The sequence below is a fragment of the Merdimmobilis hominis genome (assembly GCF_016901855.1).
Lineage (GTDB): Bacteria > Bacillota > Clostridia > Oscillospirales > Ruminococcaceae > Paludihabitans.
This window is the reverse complement of record NZ_JACJKY010000002.1, coordinates 64942-78295: the sequence shown is the minus strand read 5'-3', so window position 1 is coordinate 78295 and position 13354 is coordinate 64942. Positions and strand designations below refer to the sequence as shown.

General features: G+C 46.6%; 16 protein-coding genes. 7 read left to right on the top strand and 9 right to left on the bottom strand.

The annotated features are described in order from the left end of the window. Positions 1 to 13: 13 nt before the first annotated feature. From H6A12_RS01715 to H6A12_RS01690, 6 genes are read left to right on the top strand one after another with little or no spacing between them, the layout of a single operon-like run. Positions 14 to 1420 (top strand): HsdM family class I SAM-dependent methyltransferase, encoded by a 1407-nt coding sequence (locus tag H6A12_RS01715; protein ID WP_204444154.1) that lies wholly within the window; start codon positions 14 to 16, stop codon positions 1418 to 1420. Continuing rightward, positions 1413 to 2186 (top strand): DNA methyltransferase, encoded by a 774-nt coding sequence (locus H6A12_RS01710; protein ID WP_204444151.1) that lies wholly within the window; start codon positions 1413 to 1415, stop codon positions 2184 to 2186. The genes H6A12_RS01715 and H6A12_RS01710 overlap by 8 nt, the downstream gene beginning before the upstream one ends. A 5-nt stretch (positions 2187 to 2191) precedes the next feature. Then, a complete protein-coding gene (locus H6A12_RS01705) occupies positions 2192 to 2647 on the top strand; it encodes a hypothetical protein (RefSeq protein WP_204444149.1) in 456 nt (151 codons plus the stop codon). Between the two features lie 11 nt (positions 2648 to 2658). Further along, positions 2659 to 3006 carry a hypothetical protein gene (locus tag H6A12_RS01700; protein WP_204444147.1) on the top strand — a complete coding sequence of 116 codons (348 nt, stop codon included), beginning with the start codon at positions 2659 to 2661 and terminating at the stop codon, positions 3004 to 3006. A gap of 15 nt (positions 3007 to 3021) precedes the next feature. After that, the gene (locus H6A12_RS01695; RefSeq protein ID WP_204444145.1) at positions 3022 to 3909 is read left to right on the top strand and encodes a hypothetical protein; all 888 of its coding nucleotides are present in this window, start codon (positions 3022 to 3024) and stop codon (positions 3907 to 3909) included. 4 nt (positions 3910 to 3913) lie between these two features. Continuing rightward, positions 3914 to 4393, top strand: a complete 480-nt coding sequence (locus H6A12_RS01690; protein WP_243415255.1) for a hypothetical protein — start codon at positions 3914 to 3916, stop codon at positions 4391 to 4393. A 46-nt stretch (positions 4394 to 4439) separates the two neighbouring features. Here the strand turns inward: H6A12_RS01690 and H6A12_RS01685 are convergent, their stop codons facing one another. The 9 genes from H6A12_RS01685 to murQ all read right to left on the bottom strand — a co-directional run bounded on the left by H6A12_RS01685 (position 4440) and on the right by murQ (position 12015). Then, the gene (locus H6A12_RS01685; protein WP_204444141.1) at positions 4440 to 4814 is read right to left on the bottom strand and encodes a TnpV protein; all 375 of its coding nucleotides are present in this window, start codon (positions 4812 to 4814) and stop codon (positions 4440 to 4442) included. Positions 4815 to 4818: 4 nt separating this feature from the next. Continuing rightward, the gene (locus H6A12_RS01680) at positions 4819 to 5004 is read right to left on the bottom strand and encodes a hypothetical protein (RefSeq protein ID WP_204444139.1); all 186 of its coding nucleotides are present in this window, start codon (positions 5002 to 5004) and stop codon (positions 4819 to 4821) included. Between the two features lie 217 nt (positions 5005 to 5221). Continuing rightward, positions 5222 to 6160, bottom strand: coding sequence for a cysteine synthase A (gene cysK / locus H6A12_RS01675; protein WP_204444137.1), 939 nt, complete (start codon positions 6158 to 6160; stop codon positions 5222 to 5224). 72 nt (positions 6161 to 6232) lie between these two features. Next, complete coding sequence (locus H6A12_RS01670; protein WP_204444135.1) at positions 6233 to 7372, bottom strand: exo-beta-N-acetylmuramidase NamZ family protein; 1140 nt, start codon at positions 7370 to 7372, stop codon at positions 6233 to 6235. Continuing rightward, positions 7369 to 8415 carry a serine hydrolase domain-containing protein gene (locus tag H6A12_RS01665; protein ID WP_204444133.1) on the bottom strand — a complete coding sequence of 349 codons (1047 nt, stop codon included), beginning with the start codon at positions 8413 to 8415 and terminating at the stop codon, positions 7369 to 7371. Before H6A12_RS01665 ends, H6A12_RS01670 begins: the two co-directional genes overlap by 4 nt. A 14-nt stretch (positions 8416 to 8429) precedes the next feature. Beyond that, a complete protein-coding gene (locus H6A12_RS01660; RefSeq protein ID WP_204444131.1) occupies positions 8430 to 9134 on the bottom strand; it encodes a PIG-L deacetylase family protein in 705 nt (234 codons plus the stop codon). A 25-nt stretch (positions 9135 to 9159) separates the two neighbouring features. Continuing rightward, positions 9160 to 10134: a GNAT family N-acetyltransferase gene (locus tag H6A12_RS01655; protein ID WP_204444129.1), complete on the bottom strand. Its 975-nt coding sequence runs from the start codon at positions 10132 to 10134 to the stop codon at positions 9160 to 9162. Positions 10135 to 10228: 94 nt separating this feature from the next. Continuing rightward, entirely contained in the window at positions 10229 to 11116 is an 888-nt protein-coding gene (locus H6A12_RS01650) for an N-acetylglucosamine kinase (RefSeq protein WP_204444127.1), read from the bottom strand. Beyond that, positions 11113 to 12015, bottom strand: a complete 903-nt coding sequence (gene murQ, locus H6A12_RS01645; RefSeq protein WP_430623622.1) for an N-acetylmuramic acid 6-phosphate etherase — start codon at positions 12013 to 12015, stop codon at positions 11113 to 11115. Before murQ ends, H6A12_RS01650 begins: the two co-directional genes overlap by 4 nt. A 192-nt stretch (positions 12016 to 12207) precedes the next feature. On the opposite strand from murQ, the gene H6A12_RS01640 reads away from it, so the two are divergent. Next, a complete protein-coding gene (locus H6A12_RS01640; protein ID WP_243415254.1) occupies positions 12208 to 13350 on the top strand; it encodes an aldo/keto reductase in 1143 nt (380 codons plus the stop codon). The last annotated feature ends 4 nt before the right edge of the window (positions 13351 to 13354 follow it).

The following is a 13354-nucleotide window of genomic DNA, read 5'->3' as shown; positions in this document are numbered from 1 at the left end:
AGGAGAGCTTGCTATGAGTCTTGCTCAAAACGCTTACATAGATGCTTCTAATGTATATGAAAGCTCTCTTGAAAACAGCTATAAAAAAGACAATGGAGTTTTTTATACAGACTTACCACTTGCTGAAAAAATGTTAATGGAACTAAAACTTCCGAAAGATACAGTGATCATGGATCCTTGCTGTGGTTCAGGAGTATTTCTTTATGCCGCAAAAAAGCATGGATTTGTTAACCTTTTTGGTGCAGATCAAGATAAAAATGCTATCAAGTTTTGCTTAAATAACATTAACAATGTTTCTTTTGCTGCTTGCGACTCCATTGGCAGAACGGCTTCTACTCTATTGAGTGAATTTGAATTATCTGATCAACCGGATGTTGTTATAGGTAATCCCCCTTATGTTCCTTTGTTGGGTGATATTGAATTAAACTGTGATTATCTTTTCAGACGTAGAGTATCTGATTTTGGCAACAATCTGTTTGTGGCAGCATTAATTCGAGCTTTTGAGATTGTAAAAACCGATGGTATTGTATCTTACATAATTCCAAAAAACTTTCTACACGTAGCTGGATATAGCTTGTTGCGAAGAACTATTCTTGAAGAAAAAACGATTATATCCATTATTGATATCGGCGCTTATTTCAAGAATGTTCGAGGAGAGCAAATTATTCTTACAGTTAAAAATTGTGCAGCAGATAGAAAGCATAAAATCAAATTAAAAAAATTGTCAAGCAACCGCTTTGTATCTATGTGCAGTATTCCTCAATCATTTTACAAAGATGAAATTCTAATCTTTAACTGTTCAGAGGATTATTCGACTTATAAAAAATTAACTTCCTCATATCAAACTTTATCTGATTTATGTAATGGTTATGTTGGTAGAGGAAAATCTATGTCAAAAGATGCGATAGCAGGAAAAGAAATACGTAAATTTGGGTATAAAAATCATACTGTGCCTACAACAGGTAATAAGGTTTTTATTCAAAATATTTATAGTGCAGAAGCAGGTATAATAGCTGCTTTTGGCGGTAATATGGAAGCAACGCAGACAGTTACTGTATTCACGGACGGTGACGAAAAAATGTGTCGTTACATATTAGGCATACTTCATTCTCGCTTGTGCAATCTTTTCTTGTACAAATACTGTTATAATTACTCCAAACTTACAATGCATACAGATGCAAAATACTTAAAAAAAATACCACTTCCGTCAACTAATCAACAAGAAATATATTTTGATTCTATACTCAGTTTAGTTAGCAGATTAGAAAGCAATGATTATATGAGTCAAGAATGGTTCGACTGTTTAGAGGAATTAAATCAGATAGTGTACAAAGCATACGGTATTAACAAAAAAGAATCCGATTATATTGATTGTGAAGTAAAAAGAATTCAATCAAAAAGGTGGATACCCAATGGATAACTCTAAAAAATGCAATGATCTCACCGGCAAGGAGTGGCTTCAAAATTCTTTTAGCATTTGGCGAGATTTATCGAAAACAAAAGAAGAGAAAGAATTTAAGCATCCCGCATCCTACCCGGTTTCGTTGTGCGAAAAACTAATACGCACTTTTTCAAAAGCAAATTCGCGTGTATTAGATCCTTTTAATGGTATTGGTTCCACAACTGTTGCTGCACAAAAACTTGGATGCGAAGCTGTAGGAATCGATTTATCTGAGGATTTTTGTAATATAGCAAAACAACGTGTGGGCAAAGATGATAAAATTCAGATAATTAACGGTGATAGTTTTGAGGTGCTAAAAACACTTCCTGCAAATCACTTCGATATTTGTGTTACATCCCCACCGTATTGGGATATTCTCAATATGAAACGAAGTGCCGACCAAAAGAATGCTGTAAATTACTCTGATAAGACCAACGATGTGGGAAATATTGCAAATTATAGTGAATTTATAAATACATTATCAAACCTTTTTGCTTCAGTTAGTAGAGTTTTGAAAAAAGGTGGTTATTGTATCGTAAATGTAATGGATATTCGTAAAAAAAGCAATTTTTATCCTTTGCATAGCGATTTAGCTACAGCATTACAAAAAATTGGATTCATTTACGACGATCTAATTATTTGGGATAGACAAGCAGATTACAATAATATGCGGCCGCTTGGATATCCATACAAATTCCGTATCAATAAGGTTCATGAATACCTTTTGATATTTGTTAAGGAGTAGATGTTATGGCATTATTAGGATCCAGGGCTCTCGATATAGAGGTTAACACCGCAGACTTTTGTTTGATTTTAGGGTATTTATGTAGCCCTGGAAGAATCGGGCTTATTGAAGCACAGATTCCAGAAGAAAAAGCGTTTATGTTCGAAAGAGAATTTCCTGATGAAGAATATTACCCTATAACTCAAGGTGAAACGACAGGTGGATATTCGATGAAAAGAAGCCATCAACTTCGTATTTATTTTAACAATATAAATAATTGTCCTTCTGTTCTTCTTCCTTTTTTAGGCGAGGGAAACACTAGTTATGTGAGAAGAATCAATAAAGGCAAGTTTGTAGAGAAAATTGTTAGAGATTATGGCTTCCATTTTGGGGAATATCAAAATGTTGCAGCCATACGAGCTATTGTCTCACGCTTACATCCTGCAAATCTTACAGACTTTGATCGGGGATATAATTTGTAATGGAGGATCATATGCTAAAAAGAATTTTAGACTTTTTAAATGATATTAAGCAGAATGGCGGAGACTTCTTTATAGAAGCAGAAGCAAAACCGGGAACAATGGCCAAATTTATCAACGATTATAATCAAACTCATACTCCTGCTATCACATTATATAGCGAGGGAATAATTGTTTTACAAGAAGATGCTAACAAATGGGCTCTGGAATTAAGGCTCTATGTTCCTATTGCCCCACCCGCTGACATAGCACACTTATTTGGAAAAAACAGAGTTTATAAGGCCGAGTATTTATATCGTCTTAATGATAATAGAATTATTCGGGAATTATTCAACAATGGATATAGAATAGGCTTGAATTAAAAGGATTGTGATTGTATGAATCTAGAGATGTCTTACCTTTTAGGTATGATTTGTGGCAATGGAGAAGTGAGACGTGATGCATCAGAAACCACCATATCTGTTGAAATTCCACATAAAAAACTGGTAACAGAAAATAATAACGATGTTAGAATATATGTACGTGCAAGTATAACCGATATTCGCACAGTATTAGAACCTCTAATCGGCACAGGATTGAGCTTTACTCAGCAGGATAATTATTCTATTATCTCTTTCACTAAGAGAAATGACGAATATATGATGCGAGAAATTTTACGTTATATCGGCAATGCGGTATCCCACGAAAATATTAGAATTGATGAAGAAATTTTTTCCTTTACTCGTGATGAGAAGATATCTTTTTTGCAAGGATTTGCTGATGTGACGGGTTACATTCGCAGAAGTAACTACTTTTTTAAAAACTATATGCATCGTGTTTACTTAGAAGTGCCACATAATTGGTATTTGGTTAGCGATGTTTGTCGTTTACTTAAAGATGTTAATATTCCTGTACAGGCAATAGATTGGGCTCATCCCAATATGCGTGACGGCAATCTTGTTAAATTCAAGGAAGGGAAGCCTGATTTTTGGAAAAAAGAACATCAAATTAAAATATGGGCGAATGAATTTTTGCCCATAGGATTTGCTGTTCTGCACAAAAGAGAAGCTCTTGCTCAGTTTGCAACCGAATTAATCGATGGTCTTGAATCAGAGGGGAAAAAACCTGAAGAAGTAACTCACAAATTCTATTGGGAAGGCCGCGAAAGAAATAAAAACAAACCACATCACCCAAGCGAAAATGATGGCTTTATTCCATCCGAGATAAGAGGCAAACACTATGATTCGTGGAAGCAAATAGCCAAAGATTTAGGATATGGAGAATAAAGATATGAGAGAATTTGACTTATACCCACCAATGCAGCTATGGCTTAAAGCATACCTGAAAGATAAATACAAATCTGCTGAGGAAATAATCGTAGTTGACTCACACAGCGAACGATTGGATAGAGTTCTTAGAAAGTACGGTATCATTCAAGAAGAAGCTATCGGTGTAGATATTCAAATTGATGTTCTCGGCATAGTAAAGAAGGCAGATGAGTTCAAACTGTTTCTTATTGAAGCAAAAAAGACAAGTTTAACTCTGCGTGATTTAGGACAACTGTGGGCATACTGCAAACTAATCGATCCGGAAGAAGCGTTTTTAATGACATCTGCGGACTTGGGATCGTTAAATAAACTTTTGAATGTTTATAAAAGGGAAGATTTGCTTGATTTTGGTGATGGTAAGCGTATTAAAAAGATGAAAATAGCTATCTGGAATATGCAAGCCAATGCTCCTAATTCCGCGAGTATGATTCCGAAAATCTAATTATTAAGCGAAAATGGCAAGGTGAAACACCTCGCCATTTACTAGTTTATCGGAATATCACATCATTATATATAATTTCATTAATAACATCTATAATGTCGTTGTTTCTGTGCACCCATTCAAAAGGATTGGATTTTTTAAGTTCTTCAGTAACTTGGTATAACGATTTATATAGCGGTACCATATTTTCATAGATGCTATTTGCTAACTCGTCAATATCAGCAAGATAGCTATATAAATCACCACTTGTAATCAAATTAGTATAAAATATTTTTCTATGTTGTTTAATGTATTGAAGGTGTCTTTGCCCCCACAATCCTATCGGCACTACGTCTTTGGCAGGAAGGGCGAGACAGGGGATAAGATAATCTCCCTGTTGTTCGTATGTGCCACCCATCTGTTCAAATATTGTCTTTTTCATAACCTTAAACCTCCGTGATTCTGATTTTGAATTTCTTGACAGGTGCGTTGACTACTTTGATTAGAACATCATCTACTGCGTCCGTATATCTGCCTTCTGCCAGCAGATTGTTCCGCAGCGCATTAAGAGCATTTAGAATAATTCTCCGTTCACTTTCATCAATCGCTATGTAGTGTTTTTGATTTCGCATATCCGCTTACCTCCTTCACTCACATTGTAGCAAGGAAGGTCTTGTTTGACGAATGTGCGATTTCATTTTTGAACATAAAGAAAGACAGCGTAAAAAGCATTTCTGCCTTCTACGCTGTCTTTTTGCCTTTGCAACACCCATAAGCTGTATTTCAATATTGTTTTCAAATTACTGCCTTATATGGCGTTAGCAAACGCTTCGTCCTGTTTTATTTTGCTTATGCGTTTTCGCCTGCAAACAGCGGGGTCGACAGATAGCGGTCACCCGTGTCCGGCAGGAGTACGACAATGCGTTTGCCGCGGTTTTCCTCCTGTTTTGCAAGGCGGGAAGCCGCCGCGAGCGCTGCACCCGACGAAATGCCGGCGAGCACGCCCTCGGTTTTTGCCAGAAGCCTTGCCGCTTCGAACGCTTCCTCGGTTTTTACCGTCATGACCTCGTCAAACGCTTTTTTATCGAGCAGACACGGCACAAAGTTTGCACCGATGCCCTGAAGCTTGTGCGGGCCTGCGCGGCGTTCGCTTAAAAGCGGCGAATCAAACGGCTCGACTGCCACGATTTTAACGCCCGGGCAGTGTTCTTTCAAAAACCGTCCGCATCCGGTGATCGTGCCGCCGGTGCCGACGCCTGCGACAAAGATGTCCACCTTTCCGTTTGCATCCGAGAAAATTTCGGGTGCCGTCGTTTCATAGTGGGCGCGGGCGTTCGATTCGTTTGAAAACTGTCCCGGAATCCATGCACCGGGAATCTCCTTTGCGAGAGCATCGGCGCGGTCCACCGCACCCTGCATGCCCTCGGATGCCGGCGTCAGCACAATCTCTGCACCGTATGCCGCAAGGAGCATCCGGCGCTCGACGCTCATCGACTCCGGCATCGTGAGAATCACGCGGTAGCCGCGCGGCACACCGATGCTTGCAAGTCCGATGCCGGTGTTGCCGGAGGTCGGTTCAATCAGCGTATCACCCGGACGGATGCGGCCCGAAGCTTCCGCGTCTTTGATCATATAATACGCCGCACGGTCTTTAACGCTTCCTGCCGGATTTAAATATTCAAGCTTTGCCGCGATTTCTGCGGCTGCGCCGATTTGTTTTTGATAGTTTGAAAGCAGTAAAAGTGGCGTTTTGCCGACTGCTTCGGTCAGTGAGTATAACATTGCCATGAAAAATCCCTCCGATATACACTTATCTTACCCGATTTTTAATGCTTTGGTCAACAAACAGACTGTGAATCTTTATGTGTTTTGATATGGACGGATTTTTTCTGCATAATCGCCGCATGCGCGTGCGCATTCCGATAAAAACCGGTCTGCGTCAAACGATTCGCTCCGGAAAGCATCGGTGCCTAAAAGCAGGTCGATAAACGGCGGGTTATGCGCTTTGACCGGCGGCAAAAACGAAAAGTCCGGATGCGTTTTGCGGATGAGATCGAACAGCCGAATGGCCGTTTCAAACGGACGGAACGTATCACGGTCGGTGATGTGGAGTGCGACACCGCGGCAGAGCTCACCTGCATGTTTTGAAAACGTCGGTGTAAAATAACAGCTCCGAAGCCGCACACCCGGCAGATTCCGTTCGTTTAACTCGTCGGCAATCCGTTTTGCGGACAGCCACGGCGCACCAATGAGCTCGAACGGCTTTGTGGTGCCGCGTCCCTCGGAAAGATTGGTGCCCTCCGCCAAACACGTGCCGATATAGCAAAGGCACGAATCAATCGTCGGCAGGTTCGGCGACGGCATCACCCACGCAAGGTCGGTTTCGTCGTAATAACAGCCGTTCCAGCCCTCAGCGCTGATCACTGTCAGGTCACAGCCGATGTGCTCGGTGTCGTTGATATAGCGGGCATATTCGCCGATTGTAAGTCCATACCGCGTCGCAATCGGGAACCGTCCCACAAACGAGCGAAACGCCGGATCGAGCACGGTGCCCTCGATTTTTCGTCCGATCGGGTTAATGCGGTCTAACACAACGAGCCGCTTGTTCGCCGCGGCACAGTCCGCCATTGCATAGGAGAGCGTGTATAAATACGTGTAAAACCGCGCGCCGACGTCCTGAATATCGAACACGATCACGTCCAATCCGGACAGGATTTCTTCGGAAATATGCGGCGAATCGCCGTAGAGGCTGTATACCGGCAGACCGGTCGAATCATCCGTGTAGCATTCGACATGGTCGCCCGCCTGTTTTTCTCCGCGCACACCGTGCTCCGGCGAAAACAGACAGCATAAGGTGCACACCGTGGTAAGCCGGTCAATCGTAGCGCGGAAACGGCGGTCAATGCCGGTCGGATTGGTGATAAGTCCCACCCGTGCGCCTGAAAGAACTGCGGCAATCCGGTCGGGGCGGTCAATGCCGCACAAAACAGTTTGTTTCATTTGCTTCCCTCCATTGCACTGCACACCGCGTTATAAAACCGGCGGCGGAACGAAATAATTTTCTGATTTTCGCGGCCGTAGTGGACGCGGTTTGTGAGCAAAAGACCGTAAAACCCCGTTTTGCGGTCGACAAACAGCGACGTGCCCGTAAAGCCGGTGTGACCGAAACTGCCGGGCGAAAACAACTCGCCGCCCGGATACGGCTTGCCCGGGGTGTACAGATAAAATCCAAGACCGCGGCTCTCGGTGCAATGCGGCGTAAAATCATTGATTGCGAGTTCGAAAACACGGCTTGAAAGATATCCCTTGCCGCCGTTTGCGAGCATCTGCGCAAACGCTTTCATGTCGTCCATCGTTGCAAAAATACCGGCGTTTCCGGCAACGCCGTTTAAAAAGCGGGCGTTTTCGTCGTGCACTTCGCCGCAGATGTAGTGGTTTGTGATCGGGTCAAGCTCGGTTGCGGCAAACGGCAGATAGTCGTTTGGGCAGTAGCTTGCGTATTTCATGCCGAGCGGGTCGAACACTTCCTGCCTGACAAGCTTGTCGAGCGGCATGTCATACACCTGTTCGAGAATTTTGCCGAGCAGGATGTATCCCATACAGCTGTATACGGTCTGTTCGCCGCATTTACAAACAGGCTCTGAACGCAGAATCGCATCAGCGGCTTCGTCGCGGGTGATCTGCATCGTATAAAGCGGCAGGTGCGCCGCAATGCCGGAGGTATGCGTCATGAGTGCGATAACGGGGACGTTCTCCCTGCCGCAGCATGCAGGGAAAAAGTCCGAAAGGGTGTCATAGAGCGAGAGTTTTCCCTGATTGATTGCACGCAGAGCGGCCATCGTGGTGCCGACCACCTTCGAAAGCGACGCTAAGTCAAAGCGCGTGTCTGCGGTCATCGGTTCTTCTTCGGGGAAGATCTGGCGCATGCCGCCGTAGGACGTGAACACTGCACCGTTTTTCGTGCCGATAATGGCACAGTATCCCGGGAACGCCCGGTGATACATCCCCTCGCCTAACAGGGACTGAACAGTATCAAACTGCATCGTATGCCTCCCTGTTAAAATTCTGTGCGGTATACGCGGCGGTCCATCTCCTCGCGGGCAAATGCCTGCGCATACGTTTTGCGCATTTCAATGCCGCGTACGCGCATCAAATGGGTGTAGTAATCCTTGTATTTAAAATCTTTCGAGTTTACGGTGAACCAGTGGTGCGAAATCGCTTTTTCCCACAGTGCAAAGCCTTCGTCGCTCACTTCAAAATAGATGTCGCGTGCGAAATTGTACGGATCTTCCCAGTTTTCGCAGTAGTAAAGCTCTTTTGCAAACTGTGCGGGATATTCGCGCTCAACCGACGGCAGTCCTGCCAAAAGCTGTGCGTCAAACACAAGCTGCTGGGTCGCAATGTGGTCTTTGTGAATCGAGCCTTTCCAGTGGGTTAGAAGCACATCCGCTTTGTATTTGCGGATTTCGTCGCACAGCTTAAAGCGTGTTTCGTCGTTTACAGGCAGTTCGCAGTCCGGATAGTCCCAGACAACGCTTTCGCCGCCGAGCATTTCGGCAAAAATCCGCGCTTCCTCTACCTTTTGCTTGCGGTATTCGGGCACAGTCATGTGCGGCGGGCATCCGCGTTCGCCGGCAGTCAGCGCCACCGTCACGATTTTATAGCCTTTTAATGCCATGGTCGCAAGCACGCCGCCTGCTGTCAGTTCCATGTCGCCGATATGACCGCCCACAGCCATAATGACCTTTTTGTTTCCTTCCATCTCAAAAAATCCCCTTTCGTTTTGCTTATTTGATTTTTTTCTCCATGTCCGCCCAGGTTTTCACGATTTTAAACCCTGCCGACTGATAGATATACCGTGCCGGATTCGTTTCTCCGGTAAACAGTGTCATGTAGGATGCGCCGATCTCTTTTAGCGAGCGGCACAGCACAGAAAACAGCACGCTGCCAAGCCCGTATGCGCGGTAGTCGGAGTGAATGCCGATGCCTGCAAAATAGCCGCGGCCGCTCTCCTGCACATGAATGGGACCCGTGAAGCCGACGGCTTTTCCGTTATGGTGCGCGATGATGACCGGGTCGCCGCCGTCCTCGCGTGCGATGTTTCCTAAAATTTCGGTTTTCCAAAGCTCGCTTCCAAGGTCGTCAAACAGCTCTTCCATGCCGAAATGACGCTCCTTGTCGTAATAGCCGACCGCCAAGTCGTGTTCGCGCAGGCCGTCGATGCGGGCTTGAATTTTCGGCTTGATCGCAAAGCCGGCAAGCGGCTGATAGAACGAGTTTTGATACACGGTGTCCAAATATCCGTTGTTTTTAAAGAACAGATAGCCGTCCGACGCCACGTCAATGCCCGGTGCGTTCGGGTGGTCGTGTCCCGGTGTGCCCGGTACGATCCAGGTGAGGTTCACCGGGTTAAAGAACGTGATTTCATACGACTGAATGGGTGCGGCCTTGTGAAGCGCTGTTTCGAGTGCGGCAAGAAGACGGGTGCCCAAGCCGTCGCGGCGGTGTGCGCGGTCAACGACGATCATCGTGATATAGCCGACTGCTTTTCCTGCATTGATACAGCCGCTTGCAAAGCCCAAAACGGTGTCGCCCTCTTTTTCGCAGACGTTTATTTTTGTGACCGTGTCGGTGCTGCGGATGAATGTCTGGTAGAATTCTTCTTCACTGAGCGGACGGTATACCGTTTCACCGCCGGTTGTGCGTGCAAACAGTGCGGCCGCCTGCGCGGCGTCCTTCCGCAGAATGAGTGGTTCGATCATGAATATCCTCCTTTTATGATAAAATAACTGTCGTTTTCTAAGCCTTTCAGCGCGTCGGGGAAAAACATGGCAAATGCCGTTACGGCATCATGGATTACCGCGTCTGATAGAAATAAAATCCGCCGCGACGTGCATCAAACGGCTCGTTTATAATTGTCACACCGTCGATTTGCTCATGCAGTGTGCGCGAAAACCGGTCGAATACGCGTTTGCATTTTGTGAGCACACTGCCCGAAACGGCAACGGCGGACAGGTTATTCTGACGGCAGAGCAAAATTGCCAGATCGGCGAGCGCATCCGCCGCATCGTTTAAGATGCTCTGGCATTCCTCGTCGCCCTCGTCAGAAAGCCGTTCAATGAGCGGCATCAGTGCGGCAATCTCGCCTTTTGTGCTTTTGTATGTAAAATCAATGAGTGCGCGCAGTTCGGTGATGCCGAGCGCATCGAATACCGCGCGGACGAGCGGCGTGTCAGGGTTTCGCGTATCAAATGCGCGGGTGATGTGCATGAATGCGTCAATTACAATCGAATAGCCGCTTCCCTTATCGCCCAAAAGATGCCCCCATCCGCCGGCGCGGAATGTTTCGTCTCCGACCTTTGCATAGCCGATCGAGCCGGTGCCCGCAATGACGAGCACGCCGTCCGCACCTTTTAATGCGCCGTACAGCGCGAGTGCCGCGTCGTTTGTGACAAACACGGAAAGTTCCGGATAGTGTGCGTTTAATGCCGCCTGCATCCGAGCTTTTTTGTCGCCTGTTTCCACACCGGCACAGCCAACGCACAAAAACGCGCATGTTCCGTCGGTCTGTTCTATGAGCGCGTCGGTCGTTTCAATGATATGCGCAAGTCCTTCATTAAAATCAACGGTCACGTTACCGAATGCACCTGTTGTGACCGAAAGCGGTGTACCGTCCGGGAGCAAAAATGCCTGCGCAGTCGTTTTCGTGCCGCCCGCATCGACACCGATGACATATTGGCTCATGATTCAATCGCCTTCCGTACAAATCCGTCGGCATCGAGTAACAGCATCGCCGCTTCCTGCGCATCGACGCCGCGTTTGATCATGACGATTGCCGTTTTCGGATGATGACTGCACTGCGAAAGCGCCGCTTCGGCTTCCTCCTCGGAAACGCCGGTTGCGAGCATGACAATGCGGCGGGTGCGTGCAACCAGCTTTTCGTTCGTCGGCTGAACGTCCACCATCAGGTTTTCATAGACCTTTCCGAGCTTGATCATAACGCCGGTCGAGAGCATGTTGAGCACAAGCTTCTGTGCGGTTCCGGCTTTCATGCGGGTCGATCCGGTGACCACCTCAGGGCCGACAACCGGTGAAATCGCAATATCTGCTTCTGCGGCCATCTGGCTTCCTTCGTTGCAGGTGAGTGAAATAACCGGTGCGCCGCACGCTTTGGCATAGCGCATGCCGCCCAGTACATACGGTGTGCGTCCGCTCGCCGCAATGCCGACGAGCACATCGTTTTTACAAAAATCATGTGCGCGCAGATCGGCTTCGCACAGGGAAAAATCGTCCTCCGCACCCTCTCTTGCGCGAAGAAGCGCTTCTTTTCCGCCGGCAATCAATGCCACGACCAAATCGGGCGAAACGCCGTAAGTCGGCGGGCATTCGCTTGCATCGAGCACGCCGAGCCGTCCGGAAGTACCCGCACCGCAGTAAAACAGCCGGCCGCCTTTTTTTAATTGTCCGGTAATCACGTCAATCGCCTCGGCGATTGCGGGAAGCTCTCGCTCGACGGCGAGCGCGACTGTTTTGTCCTCATTGTTGATGCGTTTGACCATCTCGCGTGTCGAGAGCGTATCGATTTCCATGGTATTTGGATTGCGCTGTTCCGTCGCCATGGCGGAAAAATCAATCTTCATCAAAGTTCCTCCTTGCATTCTTCCGGTTCTTTGGTTTCATTATAGCGTTTGTTCTTCCTGTTTTCAATAGAGAATCATGAAAATGATCTTGGATTTTAATGAATTTGCACAAATGCTTGCGTCGAACAAAACTTATGATATAATGAGATCAGGTGCCGCGTGTATGCGGCGTAATTTTGGGAGGAAGTTTTTGTTATGATGCAATATCGCAAATTCGGAAATACCGGCGTGTCGATCTCGGCGCTCGGCTTTGGCTGCATGCGTCTGCCGGAGGTTGAGGAAAACGGCACATTCCATGTCGACTATGAAAAATCAAACGAGATGCTTCGCCGTGCGGCAGAGCTCGGCGTCAACTATTTTGACACCGCTTATTTTTACTGCCACGCCGATTCGGAGGTTGCTGTCGGCAAAGCGCTGAAACCCATCCGCGACAAGGTCTATATTTCCACGAAATGCCCGATGGAAAATGTCCATTCGCGCGAGGATTACCGCCGTCTGCTCGAGGACAGCTTAAGAAAACTCGACACGGACTACATCGACTTTTATCATTTCTGGGCGATCAACAAAAAGGTGTTTGACGAAAAAATCATGGGCCTTTCGCTCATTGACGAGGCGCTCAAAGCAAAAGCTGAGGGCAAAATCCGTCACATCTCGTTCTCGTTCCACGACGACCCGTCGGTGATTCAGTATATCCTCGAAAAAGCGCCCGAGATGGAAACGATGCTTGTCCAGTACAACATGCTCGACCGCAAAAACGAGGAGATGATCGCGTTTGCGGCAAGCCGCGGCGTCGGCGTTGTGGCAATGGGACCGGTCGGCGGCGGACGTTTGGCAGCACCGACTGCACTCGGCGAAAAAATTGCAAACAATGCGTCGCTGTCGACGTATGAGCTGGCATTCCGGTTCGTGCTCGGCAATCCGAACATTTCATGCGCACTTTCGGGCATGCAGACGCTTTCGATGGTCGAGCAGAACGTGGCGGTTGCTGAACAGAGCGGCAACCTCACCAAAGAGGACTTTGACAACATGACAAAGGCGCTCGAGGATCTGCACAAATTCTCCGAGCTTTACTGCACCGGCTGCGGCTACTGTCAGCCATGTCCAAAAGGCATCAATATTCCGCGCATTTTTGCCGACTACACCTATTATAACGTATACGGACTGTCAGAAACGGCGAAAAAAGATTTTTCTGCGTATGAAAACGGCACCGAAGATCAGGCACCGGGTGCAACGTCGAAAGACTGCGTCAACTGCGGCTACTGCGAGCGCAAATGTCCGCAGCATTTGTCCATCCGCAGCGAATTAAAACGCGTCGAAGAAGTGCTTCGCTCGCTGTAAAAAA